Origin of the sequence: Pantoea sp. B550 (genome assembly GCF_024158165.1) — a bacterium.
Taxonomy (GTDB): Bacteria; Pseudomonadota; Gammaproteobacteria; order Enterobacterales; family Enterobacteriaceae; genus Pantoea; species Pantoea alfalfae.
On the sequence record NZ_JAMYXI010000003.1, the window covers coordinates 1,596,829 to 1,622,049 of the forward strand.

Below are 25,221 nucleotides of genomic sequence, written 5' to 3' on the forward strand. Positions count from 1 at the left end.
AAGATGGACATATCAAAGCGTCTGGCTTGCCTTTATACTACCGCGCGGTTGTTTATAAACTGCTCAAACGACAAGAGATGGGAAATTCCAGGTGAAGTTCGTAAAGTATTTATTGATCCTTGCAGTGTGTTGCATCCTGTTGGGAGCTGGCTCGATTTATGGTTTATACAAATACATAGAGCCACAGCTGCCCGACGTAAACACGCTGAAAGATGTGCGTCTGCAAACCCCGATGCAGGTTTACAGCGCCGATGGCGATTTAATCGCCCAGTATGGCGAAATGCGCCGTATCCCTTTGACTCTGCAGCAAGTGCCACCTGTGATGGTGAAAGCGTTTATTGCGACCGAAGACAGCCGTTTCTATGAGCACCATGGTGTTGACCCGGTGGGTATTTTCCGTGCGGCCAGCATTGCGCTGGTTTCCGGTCACGCCTCACAAGGTGCCAGTACTATCACTCAGCAGCTGGCCCGTAACTTCTTCCTGAGCCCGGAACGCACCCTGATGCGTAAAATAAAGGAAGCGTTCCTGGCGATCCGCATTGAGCAACTGCTGAACAAAGATGAAATTCTTGAGCTTTACCTGAATAAGATCTACCTCGGCTACCGTGCTTATGGCGTCGGTGCCGCCGCACAGGTCTATTTTGGTAAGCCGGTTGACCAGTTGTCGCTGAGTGAGATGGCGATGATTGCCGGTCTGCCAAAAGCGCCATCCACCTTTAACCCGCTGTACTCGCCGAGCCGCGCCCTGTCGCGCCGTAACGTGGTACTGGCGCGTATGCTGGATCAGCATTACATCACGCAGCAGCAGTATGACGAGGCACGGAATACGCCGCTGGTGGCGAAGTATCACGGTCCGGAAATCGCCTTCTCTGCCCCCTATCTCAGCGAGATGGTGCGTCAGGAGATGGTGAAACGCTACGGCGACAATGCCTATACTGACGGTTACAAGGTTTACACCACTGTCACCCGCCGTCTGCAGGAAGCCGCTCAGACCTCGGTGCGCAATAACGTTATGGCTTACGATATGCGTCATGGCTATCGCGGCCCGACCAGCGTGCTGTGGAAAGTGGGTGAACCTGCCTGGGATCAGACAAAGATTGAGAAGGCGCTGAAGACGCTGCCGGTCTATGGACCGTTGCATCCGGCCGTGGTCACAGAAGCACGCAGCGATGAAGCGACCGTAATGCTGAAAGATGGCAGCAATGTGTCGCTGGCACTGGCTGGTGTGCGCTGGGCACGTCCTTATAAGTCTGACACCGTACAGGGCCCGACGCCGAAAAGCGTGACGCAGGTCCTGCAGGCTGGCCAGCAGATCTGGGTGCGAAAAGTGGGTGATGACTGGTGGCTGGGCCAGGTGCCGGATGTGAACTCGGCGCTGGTCTCGCTGGATCCAAATGATGGTGCGGTGCGCGCGCTGGTCGGCGGTTTCGCCTTTAACCAGAGCATGTTTAACCGTGCGACCCAGGCGCTGCGCCAGGTCGGTTCTAACATCAAGCCTTTCCTCTATACCGCCGCAATGGATCGCGGGCTGACGCTCGCCTCCATCCTTAACGATGTGCCGATTTCCCGCTGGGATGCGGGTGCCGGGGCTGACTGGCGTCCAAAGAACTCCCCGCCGACATATGATGGTCCGATTCGTCTGCGTCAGGGACTCGGTCAGTCGAAAAACGTCGTCATGGTACGTGCGATGCGTGCGATGGGTGTGGACTACGCCGCAGAGTATCTGCAGCGCTTTGGTTTCCCGGCTCAGAACATTGTGCACACCGAGTCGCTGGCATTAGGTGCGGCCTCATTCACACCGTTACAGGTGGTGCGCGGCTACTCCGTGATGGCGAATGGCGGCTTCCTGGTCGATCCTTACTTCATTACTAAAATTGAGAACGAACAGGGCGGCACCGTATTTGAAGAGAAACCGAAGATCGCCTGTCCACAGTGCAATCTGCCGGTCATCTACGGTGAGACCAAAAAAGCGCTGGCGTTAAATGAAGAGAGCGTCGAGAACGTTGCCGCCTCAAATAACAACCAGAATCAGGCCGTTCCTCAGCCTGAACTGGAGCAGGTTCCGGCGCAGGCACAGCAAGGTGAGCAGCAATATGCGCCGCACGTGATCAATACCCCACTCACCTTCCTGATTAAGAGCGCGCTGAACAGTAATATCTTTGGCGAACCGGGCTGGATGGGAACTGGCTGGCGTGCCGGGCGTGACCTCAAGCGTAATGATATCGGCGGTAAAACCGGTACCACCAACAGCTCGAAAGATGCCTGGTTCTCGGGTTACGGCCCTGGCGTGGTGACTTCAGTCTGGATTGGTTTTGATGATGCGCGCCGCAATCTGGGCCGCAGCACGCTCTCCGGTGCCATTCCCGATCAGATTTCGGGCTATGAAGGCGGCGCTAAGAGCGCACAACCGGCATGGGATGAGTACATGAAGAGTGCGCTGGATGGTATACCGGTACAGCCGTTAACGCCGCCGGATGGTGTGGTCACTGTGACGATCGATCGCAGCACCGGCAAGCTGGCCAATGGCGGTGGCAACACCCGTCAGGAGTACTTCATCAATGGCACCCAGCCAACCGAATATTCGGTGCATGATGTGGGGACTACCATTATGGATAACGGTGAGAGTCACGAGCTGTTCTGATGTGATATCTGCAATGTGAAATATCTGAGGCTGGTCACCTGACGTGATCAGCCTTTTTTATTGGCCCGCTTATCATGATGAAACACGCGATGCTTTTCGTGCCTGAGCGACTCAGTCAACTGGGATGGGAAAAAAAGAAAGGTAAAGCCGGAGAGAGATCATCATCTGTTGCTGAGGAAAATGCCGATCACCCTGAGCGATCGGCATTAAATCAGTCAGATAATATAAAGCAATGTGTATGAAGTGATTCAGAAAGTGAACCTAAAAAAGAATATCGTTATTATATCGCTATGATTAGCTTAGTCTTCCCTGGTGCCAGCAAATATAATTATTGGCATGTCCGCTGAACAACGATAACCAGCTTAATATTTATTGCGCCCAATAACAGGAGGGATATTAACTCTTGCGCATCGCTTACCATCATGATAAGAATGGAAAGTTCGAAAACCTCTATTTTGATTTAATCACCTATGGATACTTTTATATATGGAAATTAAAGTGGGCCATACGCAAGACCCCGAAACTGAAGAATATATTATTCAGCGACTCTGGCAGCATAATGGACGCTTTGCTGACATCAATATGAAAACGCTGAATGTTATCCTGTATGACGAACAGAAAAATATCCAGGGTGGCCTGTTAGCCCATACCTGGTGTGGCACGCTGGATATTCATTATTTATGGATAGAGGATGCCTGGCGCCTGCATGGCTCCGGACGTCAGCTGATGCAGGCCGCGGAAGAGGAAGCGCGCAATCGCGGCTGCCATATGGCCGTTGTTGACACGTTAAGTTTCCAGGCACGGGGTTTTTACGAAAAACTGGGCTATCGCGTCTATGGCGAACAGGATGGCTATGCGCAGCGCTATGCCCGTTATTATCTGGCAAAAAGATTATAATCTGAATGCTTTCAGCGAGGCGCTATGGACAGCCCATACCGTAGTATTGATGAATTCATTTCTGCATTCGCCACCACCATGGATTTATTACCGACACCCTGGGGGTTTAAGAATGCCGCATCGCAGCATCTTTATATGAATGAAGCTGCAAAAAAGTATACCGCTACGCCGAAAGGTTATTTATTTGAGGGAAAAAGAGACAGTGAGTTTCCCACCCCCTGGAGTGATTGCGCCGATGAATTCTGCGAGCACGATCAACAGGTAAAATTGAATAACAGTCGCGTGGCCGTGATTGAAACCCACTACTGGTATGGCAACAACTACCTCACCCCTTTTATCAGCGAAAAATACCCTGTTTTCGACGATCAAAATCAGTGGCTGGGCTGTATCTGGAATGCACGTCCGGTGGATAACCTTACGGCAATGAGCTTTATCGATCCCAGAAAATCCTCTGTACTGACGACGCGCCTGGAACACGCCCTGTTTACCCCCGCCGAGCTGGATGTCATTTTCCTGCTGCTACGACGCTTCAGCGCGAAAGAGATCGCCCGCATCTATAACCTCAGCGCAAAAACTATCGGTAACCGCATCACCATGCTTTATCAAAAAGCGGGTGTGCATTCGCTACAACAATTTGAGAACTACTGTCGTGCGGAGTCACTGGAGAATTATCTGCCAGAGCGGTTTCTCCGCACAGGCATTATTTATATATAAACCGGTAAGGAAACCCTGTTGTGAGTAAATTTGATGATTATCCTCTGAGCCCTGTTCCTGCAAATAAAAGGCTCTCACTGCTGAGCGTCGCTATTGTGCATATGGGCATGCTGACTGCGCTGGATCAGTTTATGCTTGGCGCGGTTCTGGGCAACAGTATGACGCCAGGCGAGGCGTTTACTGCCATCACGCTGGCCAGCCTGCTATTTGGCGTGCTGACCTTCGCGCTCGGCTATGCAGGAATGCGCGAAGGATTGCCGGGCAGCCTGCTGGCTCGCTGGTGTGGTTTTGGTCGCCACGGCTCAGTGTTCATTGGTCTGCTGGTCGCGGTCAGTCTGCTGGGCTGGTTCGGCATTCAGAATGCCGTTTTCGCCCGATCGCTGAGCTATGCCCTGAACGGCACACTCAGCTTCTCAGAGTCGGCAGCACTTTCAGGGGCCGTGTTGACGTTACTGGTTACCTTTGGCTTTAAGGCGCTGCGCTTTACCGCACGCATTGCGGTTCCACTCTTCATCGCACTGATCGGCTGGATTTTCTGGCACGCGTTCCACGGCCAGCCTGGCCAGCACACACCGCCGGTTATCGCCAGCCAGGCCATTACCGTGAGCGCCGCCATTACCATGGTAATTGGCGGTGCAATCCTGGCCAGTCTGATGACGCCCGACCTGACGCGTTTCTCACGTAACGGTAAAGATGTCTTCGCCATTACGCTGCTGACCATTCTGGCGGGAGAATATGGGATTAATGGGCTGGCCATTCTGATTGCCAGAGAACTGAAGACCTCAGACATCATCGCGATCATTACGCAAACTACCAGCTCACTGGGTTTGCTGGTTGTGGTCTTTTCTACCCTGCGCATTAACGACCTGAATCTCTATTCGTCAACGCTGGGCATCGCCAATGCGATTGAAGGCTTAACCGGCTATAAGCCGCGTTATCCTGTGATTACGCTGCTGCTCGGTATGCTCGGCACACTCTGTTCAATTCTTGGGATTCTTGATCGTTTTGTCGATTTTCTGGAACTTCTGGGGGTCATCTTCCCGCCGGTACTGGGCGTGATGATCATTGACTACTATGTGCTGAAAACTGACCGCCAGACGCTGGCGCTGAGCCGCAACAGCAATTCCTTACCGGCAACGTCTCAGCTTATCGGCTGGCCCGCGCTCATAGCCAGTGCAGCGGGCGGAGCCACCGGACTGTTGGTTGAGCGCGGCGTACCGGTACTTAATTCGATTCTCGTGGCATGCGTGGTTTATCTGTTAACCGCCCCCCTGTTGAAGCCTGCATCAGCCATACAGGAAAATGCAAGAGCAGAATAAAATCGAAACGCGCCTGCTGACAGGCGCGTTTCCTTACTTATGCGCTCGCTCAGTAACTCAGCCGCCCCTGCTTCACCAGCCATTCGCGCGCCATAAACAGCGCACTGACATTACGTGCCTCGCGGAAATCGGGTTCATCCAGCAGCGACATCATATCGCTCAGCGGCCAGCGGTGGACAATCAGCGGCTCCGGCTCATCGCCTTCCAGCTTTTCAGCGTAGAGACCTTCCGCTATCACAATATTCATCTTACTGGAAAAATAGGAGGGGGCCATCGTGAGCTTGCCCAGCGTGGTCAGCTGTTCGGCACCAAAACCCACCTCTTCTTTGAGTTCACGCACCGCCGCTTCATTCACGGTTTCACCTGCATCGATCAGCCCTTTCGGAAAACCCAGCTCATAGGTTTCCAGTCCGACGGCATACTCCTGAATCAGGATCAGATGGTCATCAATAATCGGCACAATCATCACCGCTTCACGCTCTGAGGGCTTCATCCGCTCATAAACGCGATGCGCTCCATTGCTGAAAGTCAGATCGACCGATTCAATGGTGAATAACCGTGAACGCGCCACGGCGGTGATATTGAGGATGTCAGGTTTTTTTGGAATTTTCATATCAGCCTCAAATTATTCTGCGCCGGCTATCTGGAGCGAATTAGCATACCTAACCACAGGCAATTGTGCGACAGTCAGACAGTGTCGTTATCGTTGCATAGATTACAGCGATTGAATAACAGCCTTTGGTTATCAGTTAAGACTAAATTTGCATTAGTCAATATGCTGCGATAAGTTTCAGATAATACCGATATTTAATCCAGTCTGTGCCAGTTACCATTCGGACAAGGCAGGGTTTAAAAAATGCCAGTCAGATATACGCTGGCACTATTTCATCGGGTGCCTGACTCCTCAGGGTTATATAATCTTCCGGAATGCCTCTTTTATAGTGAGCATAACCGGAGGCGAAAGTTTAAAGTGAAGGCAGCATTTTGGCTGAATTGAGCAGAGCATGAGCACAATCTTTATGATCCTGGCCATAGTGCTGACCTGTTCAATCCTGGCAGGTATTGGGTTCTGGTACGCTATGCGGCATCGCCCGCCGTTGGCGAAACCGCTGCCATTCATCAGTCCGCCCTGCCGTAAACTTTCTGCCCAGGAGCGTGAGGCGGTCGATAAATATGTCGCCGCGCTGGAAAAGCAGCCCCGTACCACACTGACTACGGATAAGCGCAGCGCGTCTGAACGTCTGACACTGACGGCGCAGAGCAACAATGTCTATCCGGTTACCCGCGCCATTACACGCTATGGCCTCTCTACTGACGATCCCCATAAATGGCGCTACTACCTGGATGAAGTTGAAGTTCATCTGCCGCCGCTGTGGGAACAGTACATCACTGACGAAAACTACGTTGAGTTAATCCGCACCCAGTCCATTCCGCTGGTGATCTCACTGAATGGCCACTCGCTGGTGGATTACGCCGTCGACCAGCAATCGCTGCCGACACTGATGCGCCCTGTGTCGACTAACGCCTCTATCCGCAAAGCAGAAACGGAAAACGTCGAACTGCTGCAGGTGCGTAAAGAGACAGCGGAAGAATATCGCCTCTCGCGGCCAGACGGCACGCGTGAAGCGGTGATGATCTCCCTTGCCTTCTTACTCTTCTTCTTCAGCCTGTTAGTGCCCACCACACTGATGATCTGGCTGGTCCTGACCGGCGCAGTCACGATCGCGGCTAGTCTGTGGCTGCTCTATCGCATTCCGGGTGAGCGCGGACTGCGTGATATCCACTGCCTGCGCGGCGCGCCAAAGCGCTGGGGCCTGTTCAGTGAGTCGAACCAGGAGCAGAGCAACATCACACTGGGGATTATTGACCTCGCCTATCCTCCGCACTGGCAGCCTTATGTGGCACACGATCTCGGTCAGGTGACCGATGTGGAAATCTACCTCAATCGTCAGGTCGTGCGTCAGGGACGTTTCCTGTCGCTGCAGGATGAAGTCAAAAATTTCCCTATCCAGCGCTGGCGAAAAAACGTGGTGCTGGCCTGTGGTTCGCTGATGGTGCTGACCATGCTGGTCACCTGGATCCCGCTTGGTATGCCGATTAAGCTCAGTCTGGCCTGGGCCAGAGGCACCGACAGTCTGGAGGTCAGCAGCGTCGATAAACTCAGCAGCGTGCCGCTGAATATTGGCGACAACCTCAAAGTGAGTGGCACCGGCATGTGTTCCGTGCCAGACAACTACCAGAGCAACCGCAGTTACGCCTATATGCCGTTTGACTGCTCGGCGGTCTACTGGAATAACGCCACGCCATTGCCGCAGCCACAATCGGACATCATCGACAAAGCCGCGGCGCTGCTGGATACCACCACAAAGCAGCTTCATCCGGAAACCAATACCGATCCCAAACTCAATCCACAACTGGCCTCCGCGATTCAGAAGTCAGGCATGATCCTGCTGGATGATTTTTCCGATCTGGTGATGAAAACGCAGGATCTCTGCAATCAGCCGCAGGACTGTATGCGCCTGAAAAATGCGCTGGTGAACCTGGGCAATGCCAAAGACTGGGAAGCGCTGATGCGCCGGGCAGATTCCGGCCAGCTAAACGGCATGAATGTCCTGCTGCGGCCGGTCAGTGCGGAAGCCCTGGAAAATCTGGTCAATACCGCTACCTCGACCTTCTTTTTCCGCGAAACACGCCGGGCGGCAGAAAACCTTAATAGCCCGCCACCTGGGGGATTCCTGATCGTCAGCGACGAGGGTCGCCAGTTGGTCAATCAGCCGCAGCCTTCCGTATCGCTGTTTGATCTCGATCCCCCCTCCCAGTGGCGCGAGCTGCAACGTATTTCCGCCATGCTGCTGCACACGCCGTTCAGCGCCAGCGGCATCATTACTGGCATTTCGACCGATGCCAACGGCACACGTCACATCATGCTGCACAATGAACCGGATGCTATGGCGCAGTGGCGCTATCTCGGCACCGTGTTGCTGCTGCTGGTGCTGCTGGCCTGCGGCGTAATCAACGGACTGCTGGCGCTGCGCCGCATGCACCGTAATCGCCAGCGCATGATCGATATCCAGCAATACTACGACAAGTGTTTCAACCATAACCTCGGCACTTTGCAGAGCGTGCGCTCGATATTCTGAGCCCTGCCCTTCTGTGCTACCCTGTCGCCCGGTTTTTTACAGGGTCTGACACGACGATGCTCAACTGGTCTGAGATTGATACCGTGCTGCTCGACATGGATGGCACGCTGCTGGATCTGGCATTCGATCGCTATTTCTGGCTGGAGCATGTCCCTGAACAGCTCAGCCAGCAACGCGACATCAGCCGGGCAGAAGCCGACGCGATCATCACGGAAAAGTATCAGGCCGCTGCCCATACGCTAAACTGGTATTGTCTGGATTACTGGGCAGAGGCGCTGTCGCTGGACATCCGTGCCATGACCTGGGCGATGCGCAGCCGGATCGCACTGCGTGACGATACGCTGCCTTTTTTGCAGGCCCTGCGTCGCGCCGGAAAGTCCACGATTCTGCTGACCAATGCGCATCCTTACAATCTGGACGTCAAACTGGCGCAGACAGGTTTAGCGCCGCACCTTGATTTATTACTTTCCACCCATACCTTTGGGTATCCGAAAGAAGACCCGCGTTTATGGCACGCGGTACAACAGCACACCGGCTTTTCTGCGCCGCGCACGCTGTTTATCGACGATAGCGAAGTGATTCTGGATGCTGCGAAGCTATGGGGCATCGGTGAGTGCTTAGGCGTGAAGAACCCCGATTCGGGTCGTCCTGAGCAAATCTTTCAGCGTCACCGCGCCACGGACGATTACCGGACGCTGATCTGAGTCAGGAGCAGCAATGAAAGAGAAAAGCAGCGAAGAGGTCCGCCTCGACAAGTGGCTGTGGGCCGCGCGCTTCTACAAAACCCGGGCAATGGCGCGGGAAATGATTGAAGGCGGCAAGGTGCATTACAACGGCCAGCGTAGCAAACCCGGCAAAGTGGTAGAGCTGAATGCGGAACTGACACTGCGTCAGGGCAATGATGAACGCACCGTAGTAGTGGCTGGCATCACCGCGCAGCGCCGTCCCGCCAGCGAGGCCCAGCAGCTCTATCGCGAAACCGATGCCAGCATTGAAAAACGCGAAAAGATGGCGCAGGCGCGCAAGATGAATGCGCTGACTATGCCGCATCCCGATCGGCGACCAGACAAAAAAGAGCGTCGCGATTTGATGAAGTTTAAATTATCGGGCGATGAATAACGCCGTCTTCGCTGACGCACTATCGCCCCGTCCCAGTGAGAGAAAAAATATGTCAGTCCAGGATCAACTGCACCGTTATCTGTTTGAAAATGCCGCCGTGCGCGGCGAGCTGGTGAACGTCTCTGACACCTGGCGTGAAACCGTGAAGAACCACGACTATCCGGCACCGGTTAAAACGCTGCTGGGTGAGATGCTGGTCGCCACCAGCCTGCTGACCGCCACGCTGAAGTTCGATGGCGAAATCACCGTGCAGTTGCAGGGTGACGGTCCGCTGTCGCTGGCAGTGATCAACGGTAACAATAATCAGGAGCTGCGCGGCGTTGCACGTATCAAAGGCGACATCCCGGATGACAGCACCCTGAAAAGCATGGTCGGCAATGGTTATCTGGTGATCACCATCTCCCCTGAAAAGGGTGAACGTTATCAGGGCGTGGTCGGGCTGGAAGGTGACACTCTGGCGGCGTGCCTGGAAGATTACTTTATGCGCTCCGAGCAGTTGCCCACGCGCCTGTTTATCCGCACCAGCGACGAAGGCGCTGCCGGTATTCTGTTGCAGGTACTGCCAGCGCAGGATACAGAGAAAGAGGTCTTCGAACACCTGGCGACACTGACCGAAACCATCAAAACGGAAGAGCTGATCGATCTGCCTGCTAATGAAGCGCTGTGGCGTCTCTACCATCAGGAAGAGGTTACCCTCTACGATCCGCAGCCGGTGATCTACAAGTGCACCTGCTCGCGTGAACGCTGTGGCGAAGTGCTGACCACGCTGCCGCAGGAAGAAGTGGATGAGATCATCGCGGAAGATGGCAAAATCGACATGCACTGCGACTATTGCGGCTCAAACTACGTGTTTGACGCCGTAGACATTGCCGGCATCCGTAGCCACTCCCATGAGAATAACGACCGACTGCACTGATTAATCGGGCGGCGTCTGCCGCCCCTTCTCTTTTCCCCCGCTCTATCCCCATAATTTTTCTGACAAATTATCTTTTTTTACTTTCATAACATCTTTTAAACGTTCGAAACATAGCCTTAACGCGCCCTGAGTCGCATTTTTAGATCACTGCCCTTTTTCCCTCTTCGCAGAAGAGTAAACTGCGCGCGATCGTGCAAACGCCCGGACGCCTGGGGCAGATGCCCTGAATAGCCCGGTTAGCTTTGCAGGCTGTCGTAACGACGCGCAGTAAACCGTCAGTGATTCACCGCACCCGATACCACAGCCGGTGGCACGATCCCAACCTATCTCTGCTTTGCAGAACAGACACCGATTTAAGGAGCAGTAAAATGCGCGTTAACGGCCTGACCTCGCAAGACCTTGCCGCTTTGGGCATCGTGGATACCACGGAAGTGGTTTACAACCCTGATTACGACACGCTATTTCAGGAAGAGACGCGCCCGGACCTCGAAGGTTTTGCTCGTGGCACCCTGACGCAGAGCGGCGCGATTGCAGTAGACACCGGGATTTTCACCGGGCGATCGCCAAAGGATAAGTACATTGTGCGTGACGACACCACGCGCGATACCCTGTGGTGGAACGACCAGGGCACCGGCAAAAACGACAATCAGCCTCTGTCACAGGAGACCTGGAACGCACTGAAAAGCTGTGTTACCCGCCAGCTTTCCGGCAAGCGTCTGTTTGTAGTGGATGCGTTCTGTGGTGCCAATGCCGATTCACGTCTGAGCGTACGTTTCGTCACTGAAGTTGCCTGGCAGGCTCACTTCGTGAAAAACATGTTCATCCAGCCTACAGACGCTGAGCTGGCCGACTTCACGCCTGACTTTGTGGTGATGAACGGAGCGAAATGCACCAATCCTGACTGGCAGGCGCAGGGTCTGCACTCGGAGAACTTTGTTGCCTTCAATCTGACGGAACGCATGCAGCTGATTGGCGGCACCTGGTACGGTGGCGAGATGAAGAAAGGTCTGTTCGCCATCATGAACTACCTGCTGCCGCTGAAAGGCATTGCTTCAATGCACTGTTCAGCTAACGTCGGTAAAGCAGGTGATGTGGCGGTCTTCTTTGGTCTCTCCGGCACCGGCAAAACCACACTCTCCACCGATCCTGACCGCCAGTTGATCGGCGATGATGAGCACGGCTGGGACGATGATGGCGTGTTTAACTTCGAGGGCGGTTGCTACGCCAAAACCATCAACCTTTCTGAGCAGGCTGAGCCGGAGATCTACCGCGCCATTCGCCGCAATGCATTGCTGGAAAACGTGGTAGTGCGCGAAGATGGCAGCGTTGATTACGCCGACGGCAGCAAAACAGAGAACACCCGCGTCTCCTATCCGATTAATCACATCGACAATATCGTGCAGCCGGTCTCAAAAGCGGGCCACGCGAAGAAGGTGATTTTCCTGACCGCCGATGCGTTTGGCGTGCTGCCACCGGTTTCACGTCTGACGCCGGAGCAGACGCAGTATCATTTCCTGTCAGGCTTCACCGCCAAACTGGCGGGTACCGAGCGTGGCGTGACGGCGCCGACCCCAACCTTTTCCGCCTGTTTCGGCGCGGCATTCCTGACGCTGCATCCGACGCAGTACGCTGAAGTGCTGGTGAAGCGGATGGAGGCGTCCGGTGCGCAGGCTTATCTGGTCAATACCGGCTGGAACGGCAGTGGCAAACGCATCTCACTGAAGACTACCCGCGCCATTATCAATGCGATCCTGGCGGGTGAGCTGGATGATGCACCGACAGAAACGCTGCCAATCTTTAATCTGCAGATGCCGGTTGCGCTGGGCGAGCTGGACAGTGACACGCTCGATCCGCGTCGTAGCTGGGAGAGCGAAGAGAAGTGGACCGCTGCCGCCGAAGGTCTGGCACAGCGCTTTATTGATAACTTCGACAAGTACACGGATAACGCCGCAGGTGCTGCGCTGGTGAAAGCTGGCCCGCAACGCTAAAAGAACCGGCGCGGCAATGAAACTGCCGCGCCGTTTTTATCATCCCGACACGCTGTTGCTGCCGTTGTTGTGGCTCAGCGCCATGCTTTCCACTAACGGCAACCAGGCACGAATGCGTAAACCGCCGCGTTCACTCTCACCAATCTCCAGCGAGCCCTGATGGGCATCAATAATACGCTGCACGATCGCCAGGCCCAGACCAGTCCCGCTGGTGCTGCGGGCGCTGTCACCGCGCACAAACGGCTGGAACAGATGCGCCAGCTGATCCGGCTTGATGCCAGGTCCGTCATCTTCCACCTGAAACCATGCCCGATGCAGTTCCCGTCCGCTACTGACCTTGATCCAGCCATTGCCGTAGCGTGCGGCGTTGACGACCAGGTTAGCCAGTGCGCGTTTAATCGACAGCGGGTTAATATCCAGCATTAACTCTTCCGGCATCACCGCATTTTCGATTTCACGCTCATAGCCGCTTTCAGCCGCCACGACCTCGCCCAGCACGCTGTTCAGGTCGGCACGCTCGGTCTGCATCTCCTGACCAGTGCGCAGGTAGTCAATGAACTGTTCAATGATGGCGTTGCACTCTTCGATATCTTTATTAATCGATTCGGCCAGATAGCCATCCTGCTCGCTCATCATCTCGGTGGCGAGACGAATGCGGGTCAGCGGCGTACGTAGATCGTGGCTGACACCCGCCATTAGCAGCGTGCGGTCATCCGCCAGCTGCTTCACGCCAGCCGCCATCTGATTAAAGGCGCGCGTTACCGATCGCACTTCTGATGCACCGTATTCGCGCAGCGGCGGCGGAATAATCCCGCGTCCGACCTGTAGCGCGGCGTGCTCCAGATCCACCAGGGGTCGGTTCTGAATACGGATAAACAGCCAGGCACCGCCTATCGCCAGCAGCATGATCGCCAGGGTGTAGCGGAACAGCGGTGAGAAGTCGCCCTGATGAATCTCCGTCAGCGGCACCCGCACCCAGATATCGGGCGACAGCCAGGTTTTCAGCCAGACCACCGGCGAGTTTTTGTTCACCTCCACCCGGACATCGGTGGGACCGCCAAGCTGCTGGCCCATCTGCTCGCTCAGGAATTCATAGTGCTGCGCCCAACGCAATCCGCTCTCCTCTGCTGCTGCATTGGTGTAGAGCGAGATCCCCAGCTCGCGGTAGATTTCCCGGCGAAACGCCGGGGGCACTTCCAGCTGCGTGCCATCTTCCAGCTGCAACCGGTCGGTCATCAGCATACGAACTTCGTAAGCGAGCACCTTATTGAACTGTTGCAGGCTGGGAAGAATAGCGAAGTTCAGCACCACCAGATAGGTCGTTACCAGGCTGACGAACAGCAGGGTAACGATCAGCAGCAGGGTGCGGGCAAACGAACTACGTGGCGAGAAGCGCAGTCGCTTCATGCTTTACTGCCGTCCGGCACAAAGACGTAGCCCAGACCCCAGACGGTCTGGATATAGCGCGGATGCGCAGGATCCTCTTCCACCATGCGACGCAGGCGGGAGATCTGGACGTCGATCGAACGCTCCATGGCGCTGTATTCACGGCCACGCGCCAGGTTCATCAGCTTGTCACGGGACAGCGGCTCACGCGGGTGGCTTACCAGCGCTTTCAGCACCGCAAACTCACCGCTGGTCAGCGGCATCGGCTCATCTTCACGGAACATCTCGCGGGTGCCGAGGTTAAGTTTGAATTTACCGAAGGCAATAATCGCCTCTTCCTGCGACGGTGCGCCTGGCAGTTCATTAGCCTGACGGCGCAACACCGCGCGGATACGCGCCAGCAGCTCACGCGGGTTGAAAGGCTTGGGAATGTAGTCGTCAGCGCCGATCTCCAGCCCCACGATACGGTCCACCTCTTCGCCCTTGGCAGTCACCATAATAATCGGCATCGGGTTGCTCTGACTGCGCAGACGACGGCAGATAGAGAGGCCATCTTCGCCCGGCAACATCAGGTCCAGCACCATCAGATGAAAGGATTCACGGGTTAACAGACGATCCATCTGCTCGGCATTAGCGACACTGCGCACCTGAAAGCCCTGCTCGGTGAGATAGCGTTCAAGCAGTGCACGCAGACGCATATCATCATCGACGACCAGAATTTTGTAGTTCTCTTGCATTTTCAACTCCCAAAGGCGCTATTGCCTGAGCCAACATTGTTAAAAAAAGATGCCTTATAGTGACAGTCATTATTGGTTTATATTCTAGCCAAAATTGTTACAAAGCATATTAAACAGGAGCTTATATTTGAATTAAGGCGATTGTGGGGTCGTTTCAACCCGTTTACCCCTGCCTGGCTTCTGATACGGCAAATCTGAAAAAATGGCCCTGTTTCTCTGTATCGCTGGCGTCAGAAGCGAGCCAGTTTTTAATCGATGAATCAATTCAGTGAGTTAGCAGATAATTTGACTTAATGATCAGCCATCATTGTAGATAAGCTCCAGATAATCTACCTCAACAGCGTTGCGGCAGCATAATATTCCAGTAAATCTGCCTGACACCTCATGCTCCTCTCGGATTAGTTTCAGCAGCACGTTCAGCAAGGCCAGTTTAAATTAAAGCTCTTTAAATCAATCAGTAAAGCCAACTTTTCGCCCCTCTCGTTTTGAACCAGACTGCTCTGGCAACATTCGATGTCTCAACGGGGAATACACAATGAAAAAAACAATTTTACTGCTGAGCGCGCTGGCATTAAGCAGCGTCAGCCCAGGTTATGCTGCCACAGCCACCGGTGAAGCCGCCGGCGCAGCAGCGACAACCACTGCAAAAGGTAACTCTGACGCCATCGGCGTGGGTGCAGTCGCAGCCCTGCTGGGCGTTGCGCTGGCCACTATGGGCGGCGGCGGCGGTGACGGTCACAGCACCGGCACCTCGACCACTACGGCGACTCACGCCGGAAAATAAGTTTAAGCACCCTGCTGGCTTCAGATTACTGGTTTCATTTTGCATCACAGCATCAACCCTTTCGCCGCCGGGGAAATTAACGTGGGTTTTTAGCCTTTAAAAACCCTTTCCCCGACTCTTTTTTGCCGTGCCCTCTTTGCCTTACACTGTCGCTCCTGAGATTTCTGTGGCCGGTATAGCATGAAAACCCGACTTATTACCCGTGAAGGCTTCGATAAGCTGAAAGCGGAACTCGACTATTTATGGCGTGAAGAGCGACCGGAAGTGACGAAAAAAGTCACCTGGGCTGCCAGCCTTGGCGATCGCAGTGAAAATGCCGATTATCAGTACAACAAAAAACGGCTGCGTGAAATTGACCGCCGCGTTCGCTATCTGACCAAAAGTCTTGAACAGCTGCGTATCGTTGACTACTCACCCCAGCAGGATGGCAAAGTCTTCTTTGGTGCCTGGGTAGAAATTGAAAACGATGAGGGCGACCTCAAACGCTTCCGCATTGTGGGCTACGATGAGATTTTTGGCCGTAAAGATTACATCTCTATCGACTCACCCATGGCGCGGGCGCTGCTGAAAAAAGAGGTCGGCGATGCCGCCACCGTTGAGACGCCAGTGGGTCCGGCACTGTGGTATGTCAACGCGATTGACTACCCGCAATAACGATTCAGATTATCGCTGAAAGCCGCCCGCGTCTCTGGCAATTTTGATTATCAATCCGTATAACTGTCGGCTATTTCTCAACCCGGAAAGCAAGACAGTCCTGATGATGAAAGTTCTGAGCCAGATAATTGCCAGTGAGCTACAGGCGCGACCAGAGCAGGTTGACGCCGCCGTTCGCCTGTTAGATGAAGGGAATACCGTGCCGTTTATCGCACGCTATCGTAAAGAGGTCACCGGCGGTCTGGATGATACCCAACTCCGCCAGCTGGAAACCCGCCTCAGCTATCTGCGTGAACTTGAAGAGCGACGCCAGTCAATTCTGAAGTCGATTGACGATCAGGGAAAACTGACTGACGACCTCGCCCGCGCCATCAATACCACCCTCAGCAAAACCGAGCTTGAAGACCTCTACCTGCCCTACAAGCAGAAACGCCGTACGCGTGGACAGATCGCGATTGAAGCGGGTCTGGAACCGCTGGCGGACACGCTCTGGCAGGATCCGTCGCACACCCCTGAGCAGCTGGCTGAGCAGTATGTCGATGCTGATAAAGGCGTTGCCGACGTCCGTGCCGCGCTGGATGGTGCCCGCTACATTCTGATGGAGCGTTTCGCCGAGGATGCCGCGCTGCTTGCCAAAGTGCGTAACTACCTGTGGAAAAATGCCCACCTGGTCTCTCGTGTAGTGGAAGGCAAAGAGGAAGCGGGCGCGAAGTTCCGTGACTACTTTGATCATCACGAAGCGCTGAGCACCGTGCCGTCGCATCGTGCGCTGGCGATGCTGCGTGGCCGCAACGAAGGTGTGCTGCAACTCTCGCTGAATGCCGATCCGCAGTTTGATGAAGCACCGCGTGAAAGCCACGGCGAAACCCTGATTGCTGAACACCTGAATCTGCGCCTGAATAACGCCCCTGCCGACAGCTGGCGTAAAGCCGTCGTGAGCTGGACGTGGCGCATCAAGGTGATGCTGCATCTGGAAACCGAACTGATGGGTACGGTGCGTGAACGCGCAGAAGATGAAGCGATCAACGTCTTTGCCCGCAACCTGCACGATCTGCTGATGGCCGCCCCGGCTGGGATGCGTGCCACCATGGGACTGGATCCCGGCCTGCGTACCGGCGTTAAAGTCGCTGTGGTCGATGCCACCGGTAAAGTCGTGGCGACCGATACCGTTTATCCACACACCGGTCAGACCGCCAAAGCGGCTGCCGCGGTTGCCGCGCTCTGCATTAAGCACCAGGTCGAGCTGGTGGCGATTGGCAACGGCACCGCGTCCCGTGAAACCGAGCGCTTCTTCCTGGATCTGCAGCAGCAATTCCCACAGGTCACGGCACAGAAAGTGATTGTCAGTGAAGCTGGCGCATCGGTCTACTCTGCCTCTGAACTGGCGGCGCTGGAATTTCCGGATCTTGATGTTTCGCTGCGCGGCGCGGTGTCGATTGCCCGCCGTCTGCAGGATCCACTGGCTGAGCTGGTGAAAATAGACCCGAAATCGATCGGGGTCGGTCAGTATCAGCATGACGTCAGTCAGAGCCAGCTGGCGAAGAAACTCGACGCCGTAGTAGAGGATTGCGTAAATGCCGTCGGCGTTGACCTTAACACCGCCTCGGTGCCGCTGCTGACCCGCGTCGCGGGCCTGACGCGCATGATGGCGCAGAACATTGTCGGCTGGCGTGATGAGAACGGCCGCTTCCAGAATCGCCAGCAGCTGCTGAAAGTGAGCCGTCTTGGGCCAAAAGCCTTTGAGCAGTGTGCGGGCTTCCTGCGCATCAACCACGGCGATAACCCGCTGGATGCCTCGACCGTCCACCCGGAAGCCTACCCGGTCGTGGAGCGTATTCTGACCGCCACCGAGCAGGCGCTGAGCGATCTGATGGGCAACGCGGGCAGCCTGCGTAACCTCAGCGCCCACGATTTCATTGATGAACGTTTTGGTCTGCCGACCGTTACCGACATCATGAAAGAGCTGGAGAAGCCGGGCCGCGATCCGCGTCCCGAGTTTAAAACTGCGCAGTTTGCAGAAGGTGTGGAAACACTGAACGATCTGTTGCCGGGCATGATCCTCGAAGGCGCCGTCACCAACGTCACCAACTTCGGTGCGTTTGTGGATATTGGCGTGCATCAGGATGGCCTGGTCCATATCTCGTCGCTTTCAGACCGCTTTGTGGAAGACCCCCATCAGGTGGTGAAAGCGGGCGATATCGTCAAAGTAAAAGTGATGGAAGTCGATCTCCAGCGCAAACGTATTGCCCTGACCATGCGTCTTGATGAGCAGCCGGGCGAAGGCAATGCACGTGGCGGCGCGAGAAACGCTGCCCCGCGCGAAGAGAAACGTCCGGCCGCCGGTAAAGGCCGTCCACGTCCGGTCAGTTCCTCTGCGGGTAATAGCGCGATGGGTGATGCGCTGGCCGCGGCATTCGGTAAAAAACGCTAAGCTTTTCAGGGGGCCACATCTGGCCCCCTCTTCTCGTCCTCTCCCCCGGTTGAAAATCCCCATCATCGCGCTACGCTAAAAAGACGCCTGTCATAAAAACAACACCTGCTGTGGCACCCAATTCACGATGGATACGATCACCGATCTGATTGAGAAGATTTATGCTGGCACATTCCCGGAGGCGACCTTTGCGCGCCTGCAGGCTGACATCGCTACCGCCCGCGAGGCGATTAAGCTGCCGCGCAAGGCACACTGGGATGAACAGGATGTGGTACTGATTACCTACGCCGATCAGTTTCGGGAAGCCGGTAAACCCACGCTCAGCACCTTTTCCCGGTTCTATCAGCAGCACCTGCAATCCACGTTTCCGCTGGTTCACCTGCTGCCCTTTTTCCCCTGGTCGTCCGATGACGGCTTTTCGGTGATTGATTACCATCAGGTCGATCCGCAGTGCGGCGACTGGCAGGATATTGCGCGCCTGCATCAGGAAACCCGGCTGATGTTTGACTTCGTCTGCAACCACATGTCGTCGCAGAGCGCCTGGTTCAGCCACTTTCTGGCGCAGGATCCCGGCTGGGATGATTTCTTTATCAGCATGCCGCCCGCCACCGATCTCAGCGCCGTCACGCGACCGCGCACCTCGCCGCTGCTGACGCCGTTTAAGATGGCCGATGGCGACACCCGTTTTATCTGGACCACCTTCAGCGCCGACCAGATCGACCTTAACTTTGCCAATCCTGAGGTGTTGCTGCGCATGGTCAACGTACTGCTCGACTATCTGATTCGTGGCGCTGACTATGTACGTCTCGATGCGGTCGGCTATATGTGGAAAACGCCCGGCACGCGCTGTATTCATCTGGAAAAAACCCATCAGCTGGTGAAGCTGTTCCGCGCCATTGCCGACCATGTCGCGCCTGGCACGGTGATTATCACCGAGACCAACGTGCCGCATCAGGACAACATCAGTTATCTGGGCAACGGGCACGATGAGGCGCAGATGGTCTATCAGTTTTCACTGCCGCCGCTGGTCCTGCATGCCATTCATACCGGATCGGCGCGCGCACTGCGGCAGTGGGCCAGTTCGCTGGATCTCAGCAGCAACGACACCACCTTCTTCAACTTTCTGGCGTCACACGATGGCATCGGGCTGAATCCGGCGCGCGGCATTTTGTCTGAAGTGGAGATTGTGGCGCTGGTGCGCGATCTGGCACTGGAAGGCGCGCTCGTCTCCTATAAAAATAACCCCGACGGCACCACCAGTCCCTATGAAATCAACGTCACCTATCTGGATGCGTTAAATAGCGAGGCTGACGATGACGCCACGCGACTGAAACGCTTTTTGCTGGCCCATGCGATTCTGCTGGTCTTTCCTGGCGTGCCTGCCATCTATATCCAGAGCATTCTGGGCGGTCGTAACCATTATGATGGCGTGCGGGCCGCCGGACACAACCGGGCGATTAACCGTCAGAAGTATGATTTGCAGCAGATTGAAGCGGCGCTGTCGGGCGGTGACTGGCTGCGGCAGCAGATTTATACCCGGCTCGGCCAGTTGATACAGCTGCGTCGTCGCCAGCCTGCGTTTCACCCGGATAATCCGATGACGCTGTATGACAGCGAAAATGCCGTGCTGGTGCTCAGCCGTCATCAGGCGGAAAGCGGCGACGGACTGCTTTGCGTATTTAATCTCAGTGGACGAACAGTGGAGACGCGGCTGCCAATGGCGCATACGTTGCAGGATGTGGTGAGCGGAGAGAAAATTGATGGCACCCAGCCGGTTAAGCTGGATGCCTGGCAGTTCATGTGGCTACGTTAATTATTTGTAGACTTCAGCGGTGGCGCTGAATTTACCGTGTTCGCGGCCTGCGATCACGCGGTAGTATTTACCGCCCTTTTCGTCAGCGAGCTTCGACAACACTTTCTTAGCATCCATTGGCGAGGTAGTTTCCGCCGTGGTGTTAACGTTGCCGATCTTTTGCAGGTTCATTGTTTTAACTTCTTCCTGGGTGACTTCTTTCGCTGCCATCGCAGAAAATGAAATCGCGCCCATCATCATTGAAGCCACAACCCATTTAAAAACCTTCATTATGTTTACCCTCATTCATGATCCATTGTGAGATGTAAGCAGCCGCTAAACGCGTAAGGCAGTATGGAACGGCATAGTCATTTCCGTGACTAATCACATAAAATGCAGCGGCCTTGCTCACAGAGAGAAGTATTGCTGCTGTCTGCGATTTTGCCAGTTCAAAGCGTCATTATCACGGCAGATTACTGATAAAATTAACAATATGCTGGCAAAAGCGCTCAGGATGGGAAATAAAAGGCGCATGTGCGGCTTTTTCGATAACCACTGAAGGCGATGCTGGCAACATTTCATCTATCTCAGCGGCTATCCGGCGCGGCACCAGTCCATCCAGCGCCCCGTAGAGTCGCAGGAACGGCAGCGTAATCTGCGGTAACGCGTCGCGCAGATCGACCTGGCGCAAAATCTCCAGCCCGCCATCCAGCACCGCCACCTCCGGCATCGGCTGCGACAGCACCACCTCTTTCAACTGCCGCGCATCGGCGCGAGCCGTTTCGGTACCCAGCGTCTGCAGCGCCAGAAAGCGCTCCACCGTGCGCTGGAAATCATTGCTGAGCATCTGCTGAAAGTTCTGCAGCGTCTCCGGTTTAATGCCGGGCCAGCTCTCTGTGGCGGTGAAACAGGGCGACGAGGCAACGGTGATCAGTGCAGCCAGTTTTTCTGGCGCGCTCAGCGCAAGCTGCGTCGCCACCAGTCCGCCCAGCGACCAGCCCACCACAATCGCCTGCGGTGGCAGCAAAGGCAGTAACTCTTCTGCCATCTGCGCCAGCGTCAGCGCACCGAAATGCTGGCTGCGGCCATAACCCGGCAGATCGACCAGATGCAGGCGATAGTGCGGGCTGAGTCGCGGAATAATGCTTTGCCAGACTTCGGCGTTCAGTCCCCATCCGTGCAGCAGCACAAGATCGCGTTTTCCTTCCCCGCAGGTGTGCCAGTAGAGCGACATCATCAGTTACTATCCCGAAATTGATAAGGAGGTCGCTATGCTAGCAATGCCCGCCCTGTGTTGGCTATGCCGGATGCCGTTACGGATAGCCCGGCACGGCATCTGCAGTTTATGCCTGCGCGGATTACCGCCGTTGCCATTGCTCTGTCCGCGCTGCGGATTGCCGGCTGGCTCAGCAAAGGTCGCCTGTGGCCGTTGCCAGCTTAAACCGCCCGCCTGGCAGGCGCTGGTCTGCGTCAATGACTACTGTCCGCCGTTCAGCCAGTGGGTTAACCAGCTTAAATTTTCTCACATAACCGCACTCAGGGTGATGCTGGCGCGGCTGCTTTTGCTAAGCTGGCTGAATGTTTACCGGCGTGGCACGGTGCCGCGTCCCGATCTGCTGCTGCCGGTTCCGCTGCACCGGCGACGACGCTGGCAGCGCGGCTTCAATCAGACGGTACTGCTGGCCGCTCCGCTGGCGCACTGGCTGGGATGTGAATGGCGTGAAGGTGTTTCCCGCAGGCGAAGGGGCGCCCTACAGCATCAGCTCAGCGCCCGGCAGCGACGCACCAACTTACGCGGTGCCTTTCGCCTTGAAATGGCGGTGCAGGGACGCCATATCGCGCTGCTTGATGACGTCATTACGACCGGCAGTACCGTAGATGAAATCAGTCGTCTGTTACTGGCACAGGGTGCGGCCAGCGTGCAGGTCTGGTGCCTGTGCCGTACCTTGTAGAGCGTCTTTGATGGGCGTATTATAACCAACTAAATTAGTCAACTATTGAGCAATCGACATGATCCGAATTACTGACTCTGCCCAGGAACATTTTTCTAAACTGCTATCCAAACAAGAAGATGGCACCCAGATTCGCGTATTCGTGATTAACCCGGGTACGCCAACAGCAGAATGCGGCGTCTCTTACTGTCCGCCCGATGCGGTTGAAGCCACCGACACCGAACTGAAGTTCGAAAAGCTCTCAGCGTATATTGATGAGCTGAGCAAGCCGTATCTGGAAGATGCAGAAATCGATTTCGTTACCGACAATCTGGGTTCCCAGCTGACGCTGAAAGCACCGAATGCCAAGATGCGCAAAGTCTCTGATGATGCGCCAATGGTTGAGCGCGTTGAGTATCTGCTTCAGGCGCAGATCAACCCACAGCTGGCTGGCCACGGCGGTCGCGTGTCGCTGATGGAGATTACCGATGAGGGTTACGCCATTCTGCAGTTTGGCGGCGGCTGTAACGGCTGTTCGATGATCGACGTGACTCTGAAAGACGGTATTGAGAAAGAGCTGCTGGCCGCCTTCCCGGAACTGAAAGGCGTGCGCGATATTACCGAGCATCAGCGCGGCGAACACTCGTTCTACTGATGATAAAGCGCGGCAGCCCGGCTGCCGCGCCCTTCTTACTTCTCTTTCTTTCCTGACTGACGCTGCTGACTCACTACCTTCAGTAACGCATTCACTTCCTTGTCCGCAAAGATCGCCTCCAGCGTTTTGCTCAGCTTGCGTCGCCAGTTCGGATACTGATCCACGGTGCCCGGCACGTTGACCGGCGTGGTCATCCCAAGCCAGTCCTCAGGCTGCAGGCCCAGCAGCGCACTGTCGGTATCTGCCAGGAAACGATGGATCGCCCGGTTCAGCGCAGGCGTCATAGCCAGCTTCTCCGCCTTCTTCTGGCTGCGAGCCGGTAAGGCACCCGCCTGATGCAGCGCATCCAGCAGCGCCTGCTTCTGTGCGGCACGCTGCTCATGTAACGCTTTTACCGCATCGCCCGGATAAAGACCCAGCTTCTCGCCCAGTTCCAGATCGCCCTGCTCCCAGAAGCCGGTCAGTGTCGGCAGATCATGGGTACTGGCGCTGGCAATAGACTGACGTGGATAGTCTTCAGGGGCGCGATAGCGTTCATCTTTCTCCTGCTCAAACCAGAGCACCTTCCATGAAAAGACGCCGCTTTTGCGCAGCAGGCTGACGATCTCCTGAGGCACGGTGCCAAGGTCTTCACCAATCACCATACAGCGCAGCCGGTGGCTCTCCAGCGCCAGGATAGCCAGCAGATCGTTGACCGGATAGGCCACATAAGCACCTTTATCCGCCGTCTCTCCGGCTGGCACCCACCACAGACGCAGCAGCGACATCACATGGTCGATACGCAGCGCGCCACAGTCACGCATATTGGCGCGCAGCATGTCGATAAACGGCTGGTAGGCGCGCGCCTGCATCACATGCGGATCCATCGGCGGTAAGCCCCAGTTTTGTCCCAGCGGTCCCAGACGGTCAGGCGGTGCGCCCACCGAGGCCTTGAGGCGATAAAGCTCCGGGTCGTGCCAGGTCTCCGCACTGCCTTCCGCCACGCCCACCGCCAGGTCACGGTAGAGACCGACGCTCATGCCCAGCGCCTGACTGTGCGCCCAGCAGCCTGAGAACTGCTGCTGCGCCAGCCATTGCAGCCACTGCCAGAAGGCGATCTCCTCTTCATGCTGTTCACACCACTGCTGCACTTCCGGCGACTGACTGTTGCGCCACGCCTCTGGCCAGGCAGGCCAGCCGCCCTGCTGTGACTTGTCTGCCTGCCGCTCCAGCTGTATGCCATCGTAGGCAGCCTGATAACGCAGGCTGTCACCGCCTTCACGCACAAAGGCTGCAAAGGAGAGAGGCTCTTCGCTCTGACTGTCACGCGCCTGAAAGTGTGTCCAGGCATGGCGCAGCGCCGCCAGCTTCAGCGCCATCACGGCGTCGTAGTCGACCTGCTCCGCCTCACGCGCTTTGGTCAGCGCCTTTTGGGTTTTCGCGCTTTTCCACCATTTCTGCGCCGCCGTGCTTTGCTGAAAATCGGCCACCTGACTGACGTCGATATAGATTACGTTCAGCCAGCGGCGCGATGACGGACTGTAGGGACTGGCGAAACCGGCGCTGGCAGGATAGAGCGCATGCAGCGGATTCAGCCCGACGAAATCGCCGCCGCGCCTGGCCAGCTGCACCAGCAGCTGGTCGAGATCGCCGAAGTCGCCGATGCCCCAGTTCTGTTCAGAGCGCACGGTATAAAGCTGCACCAGTGCACCCCAGCGTTTTTCTCCGGCTTCCAGCGCCGGAGGCAGATAGCAGCGGCGCGGCGCGACAATAATCTGCGTCTGCCAGCTTTTCTTTCCTTTAGCGAGCGTCAGCTGGTGATAACCCTGGGTCAGCGGTCCCGGCAGCGTAAAAGGCTCACCGGCGGTTAACTCGCCGCTGTGCTGTTTGCCCTTTTCGGTCTGCAACTGCCAGCGGTAAGTGCCACTGCCCTGAGGCGTCAGCTGTCGCTTGCTGCTGCCGCTGAAGACCGCGACCGGCGGCAGCGGGGATTTACTGGCCTTCTGCGGTTCTGCCATCACCGCCAGCAGTGCACGTTTGGTCTCATCGCTGACGGCCTCTTTCCTGCCGTTAACGTCGATGTAATCCAGTGATATGCCTGCGGCACGGGCGGCCTGATCGAGTGAATTTTGCTGCAT

General features: G+C 55.8%; 21 protein-coding genes. 15 read left to right on the forward strand and 6 right to left on the reverse strand.

Going from position 1 to position 25,221, the window contains the following annotated elements; all coding sequences use genetic code 11:
• Nucleotides 1-91 precede the first annotated feature (91 nt).
• The 4 genes from mrcA (at nucleotide 92) to NIM72_RS10620 (ending at nucleotide 5,571) form a co-directional block, all read left to right on the forward strand.
• Nucleotides 92-2,641, forward strand: coding sequence for a peptidoglycan glycosyltransferase/peptidoglycan DD-transpeptidase MrcA (gene mrcA / locus NIM72_RS10605; protein ID WP_253420254.1), 2,550 nt, complete (start codon nucleotides 92-94; stop codon nucleotides 2,639-2,641).
• Nucleotides 2,642-3,127: 486 nt separating this feature from the next.
• A complete protein-coding gene (locus NIM72_RS10610; protein ID WP_161733683.1) occupies nucleotides 3,128-3,538 on the forward strand; it encodes an N-acetyltransferase in 411 nt (136 codons plus the stop codon).
• Between the two features lie 267 nt (nucleotides 3,539-3,805).
• Nucleotides 3,806-4,252 carry a helix-turn-helix transcriptional regulator gene (locus NIM72_RS10615; protein WP_237566700.1) on the forward strand — a complete coding sequence of 149 codons (447 nt, stop codon included), beginning with the start codon at nucleotides 3,806-3,808 and terminating at the stop codon, nucleotides 4,250-4,252.
• 20 nt (nucleotides 4,253-4,272) lie between these two features.
• Entirely contained in the window at nucleotides 4,273-5,571 is a 1,299-nt protein-coding gene (locus tag NIM72_RS10620) for a cytosine permease (protein WP_161733687.1), read from the forward strand.
• A 49-nt stretch (nucleotides 5,572-5,620) separates the two neighbouring features.
• On the opposite strand, the gene nudE is transcribed toward NIM72_RS10620, so the two are convergent.
• The gene (gene nudE, locus NIM72_RS10625; protein ID WP_253420257.1) at nucleotides 5,621-6,184 is read right to left on the reverse strand and encodes an ADP compounds hydrolase NudE; all 564 of its coding nucleotides are present in this window, start codon (nucleotides 6,182-6,184) and stop codon (nucleotides 5,621-5,623) included.
• A gap of 391 nt (nucleotides 6,185-6,575) precedes the next feature.
• Between nudE and NIM72_RS10630 the strand changes: the two genes are divergently transcribed.
• From NIM72_RS10630 to pckA, 5 genes are all read left to right on the forward strand, one after another.
• Nucleotides 6,576-8,711, forward strand: coding sequence for an intracellular growth attenuator family protein (locus NIM72_RS10630; RefSeq protein ID WP_161733690.1), 2,136 nt, complete (start codon nucleotides 6,576-6,578; stop codon nucleotides 8,709-8,711).
• 56 nt (nucleotides 8,712-8,767) lie between these two features.
• Entirely contained in the window at nucleotides 8,768-9,415 is a 648-nt protein-coding gene (gene yrfG, locus NIM72_RS10635; RefSeq protein WP_253420260.1) for a GMP/IMP nucleotidase, read from the forward strand.
• Nucleotides 9,416-9,428: 13 nt separating this feature from the next.
• Nucleotides 9,429-9,830, forward strand: coding sequence for a ribosome-associated heat shock protein Hsp15 (gene hslR / locus NIM72_RS10640; protein ID WP_033734209.1), 402 nt, complete (start codon nucleotides 9,429-9,431; stop codon nucleotides 9,828-9,830).
• Between the two features lie 49 nt (nucleotides 9,831-9,879).
• Nucleotides 9,880-10,746 (forward strand): Hsp33 family molecular chaperone HslO, encoded by an 867-nt coding sequence (hslO, locus tag NIM72_RS10645; RefSeq protein WP_253420263.1) that lies wholly within the window; start codon nucleotides 9,880-9,882, stop codon nucleotides 10,744-10,746.
• A gap of 368 nt (nucleotides 10,747-11,114) precedes the next feature.
• Nucleotides 11,115-12,734, forward strand: a complete 1,620-nt coding sequence (pckA, locus tag NIM72_RS10650; protein WP_253420265.1) for a phosphoenolpyruvate carboxykinase (ATP) — start codon at nucleotides 11,115-11,117, stop codon at nucleotides 12,732-12,734.
• A gap of 39 nt (nucleotides 12,735-12,773) precedes the next feature.
• Here pckA and envZ read toward each other — a convergent pair whose 3' ends face one another.
• Nucleotides 12,774-14,141, reverse strand: coding sequence for a two-component system sensor histidine kinase EnvZ (gene envZ / locus NIM72_RS10655; RefSeq protein WP_003853013.1), 1,368 nt, complete (start codon nucleotides 14,139-14,141; stop codon nucleotides 12,774-12,776).
• The gene (gene ompR, locus NIM72_RS10660; RefSeq protein ID WP_003853014.1) at nucleotides 14,138-14,857 is read right to left on the reverse strand and encodes a two-component system response regulator OmpR; all 720 of its coding nucleotides are present in this window, start codon (nucleotides 14,855-14,857) and stop codon (nucleotides 14,138-14,140) included. The genes envZ and ompR overlap by 4 nt, the downstream gene beginning before the upstream one ends.
• A 535-nt stretch (nucleotides 14,858-15,392) precedes the next feature.
• Between ompR and yjbE the strand changes: the two genes are divergently transcribed.
• The 4 genes from yjbE (at nucleotide 15,393) to NIM72_RS10680 (ending at nucleotide 20,539) form a co-directional block, all read left to right on the forward strand.
• Complete coding sequence (gene yjbE, locus NIM72_RS10665; RefSeq protein WP_150011104.1) at nucleotides 15,393-15,641, forward strand: exopolysaccharide production protein YjbE; 249 nt, start codon at nucleotides 15,393-15,395, stop codon at nucleotides 15,639-15,641.
• A gap of 180 nt (nucleotides 15,642-15,821) precedes the next feature.
• Nucleotides 15,822-16,295, forward strand: coding sequence for a transcription elongation factor GreB (gene greB / locus NIM72_RS10670; protein ID WP_003853016.1), 474 nt, complete (start codon nucleotides 15,822-15,824; stop codon nucleotides 16,293-16,295).
• 103 nt (nucleotides 16,296-16,398) lie between these two features.
• A complete protein-coding gene (locus NIM72_RS10675; RefSeq protein WP_222924903.1) occupies nucleotides 16,399-18,726 on the forward strand; it encodes a Tex family protein in 2,328 nt (775 codons plus the stop codon).
• A 127-nt stretch (nucleotides 18,727-18,853) separates the two neighbouring features.
• Nucleotides 18,854-20,539 carry an alpha-amylase family glycosyl hydrolase gene (locus NIM72_RS10680; protein WP_161733694.1) on the forward strand — a complete coding sequence of 562 codons (1,686 nt, stop codon included), beginning with the start codon at nucleotides 18,854-18,856 and terminating at the stop codon, nucleotides 20,537-20,539.
• Here the strand turns inward: NIM72_RS10680 and NIM72_RS10685 are convergent, their stop codons facing one another.
• Entirely contained in the window at nucleotides 20,540-20,809 is a 270-nt protein-coding gene (locus tag NIM72_RS10685; protein ID WP_010671554.1) for a YdgH/BhsA/McbA-like domain containing protein, read from the reverse strand.
• Between the two features lie 172 nt (nucleotides 20,810-20,981).
• Nucleotides 20,982-21,755: a pimeloyl-ACP methyl ester esterase BioH gene (gene bioH / locus NIM72_RS10690; protein ID WP_161733696.1), complete on the reverse strand. Its 774-nt coding sequence runs from the start codon at nucleotides 21,753-21,755 to the stop codon at nucleotides 20,982-20,984.
• Between the two features lie 34 nt (nucleotides 21,756-21,789).
• Here bioH and gntX point away from each other — a divergent pair, with 34 nt between their 5' ends.
• Together gntX and nfuA are read left to right on the forward strand one after the other, a co-directional pair.
• Nucleotides 21,790-22,470 (forward strand): DNA utilization protein GntX, encoded by a 681-nt coding sequence (gntX, locus tag NIM72_RS10695; RefSeq protein ID WP_033784173.1) that lies wholly within the window; start codon nucleotides 21,790-21,792, stop codon nucleotides 22,468-22,470.
• Between the two features lie 58 nt (nucleotides 22,471-22,528).
• A complete protein-coding gene (nfuA, locus tag NIM72_RS10700) occupies nucleotides 22,529-23,104 on the forward strand; it encodes a Fe-S biogenesis protein NfuA (RefSeq protein ID WP_161733698.1) in 576 nt (191 codons plus the stop codon).
• Between the two features lie 35 nt (nucleotides 23,105-23,139).
• Here nfuA and malQ read toward each other — a convergent pair whose 3' ends face one another.
• A complete protein-coding gene (gene malQ / locus NIM72_RS10705; RefSeq protein ID WP_253420268.1) occupies nucleotides 23,140-25,221 on the reverse strand; it encodes a 4-alpha-glucanotransferase in 2,082 nt (693 codons plus the stop codon).

Excerpts from the sequence above, each read along its gene's own strand:
- NIM72_RS10610 (WP_161733683.1), top strand. The coding sequence starts at position 3,128 with ATGGAAATTAAAGTGGGCCATACGCAAGACCCCGAAACTGAAGAATAT.
- nudE (WP_253420257.1), bottom strand. The coding sequence starts at position 6,184 with ATGAAAATTCCAAAAAAACCTGACATCCTCAATATCACCGCCGTGGCG.
- NIM72_RS10630 (WP_161733690.1), top strand. The coding sequence starts at position 6,576 with ATGAGCACAATCTTTATGATCCTGGCCATAGTGCTGACCTGTTCAATC.
- yrfG (WP_253420260.1), top strand. The coding sequence starts at position 8,768 with ATGCTCAACTGGTCTGAGATTGATACCGTGCTGCTCGACATGGATGGC.
- hslR (WP_033734209.1), top strand. The coding sequence starts at position 9,429 with ATGAAAGAGAAAAGCAGCGAAGAGGTCCGCCTCGACAAGTGGCTGTGG.
- hslO (WP_253420263.1), top strand. The coding sequence starts at position 9,880 with ATGTCAGTCCAGGATCAACTGCACCGTTATCTGTTTGAAAATGCCGCC.
- pckA (WP_253420265.1), top strand. The coding sequence starts at position 11,115 with ATGCGCGTTAACGGCCTGACCTCGCAAGACCTTGCCGCTTTGGGCATC.
- envZ (WP_003853013.1), bottom strand. The coding sequence starts at position 14,141 with ATGAAGCGACTGCGCTTCTCGCCACGTAGTTCGTTTGCCCGCACCCTG.
- ompR (WP_003853014.1), bottom strand. The coding sequence starts at position 14,857 with ATGCAAGAGAACTACAAAATTCTGGTCGTCGATGATGATATGCGTCTG.
- yjbE (WP_150011104.1), top strand. The coding sequence starts at position 15,393 with ATGAAAAAAACAATTTTACTGCTGAGCGCGCTGGCATTAAGCAGCGTC.
- greB (WP_003853016.1), top strand. The coding sequence starts at position 15,822 with ATGAAAACCCGACTTATTACCCGTGAAGGCTTCGATAAGCTGAAAGCG.
- NIM72_RS10675 (WP_222924903.1), top strand. The coding sequence starts at position 16,399 with ATGATGAAAGTTCTGAGCCAGATAATTGCCAGTGAGCTACAGGCGCGA.
- NIM72_RS10680 (WP_161733694.1), top strand. The coding sequence starts at position 18,854 with ATGGATACGATCACCGATCTGATTGAGAAGATTTATGCTGGCACATTC.
- NIM72_RS10685 (WP_010671554.1), bottom strand. The coding sequence starts at position 20,809 with ATGAAGGTTTTTAAATGGGTTGTGGCTTCAATGATGATGGGCGCGATT.
- bioH (WP_161733696.1), bottom strand. The coding sequence starts at position 21,755 with ATGATGTCGCTCTACTGGCACACCTGCGGGGAAGGAAAACGCGATCTT.
- gntX (WP_033784173.1), top strand. The coding sequence starts at position 21,790 with ATGCTAGCAATGCCCGCCCTGTGTTGGCTATGCCGGATGCCGTTACGG.
- nfuA (WP_161733698.1), top strand. The coding sequence starts at position 22,529 with ATGATCCGAATTACTGACTCTGCCCAGGAACATTTTTCTAAACTGCTA.
- malQ (WP_253420268.1), bottom strand. The coding sequence starts at position 25,221 with ATGCAGCAAAATTCACTCGATCAGGCCGCCCGTGCCGCAGGCATATCA.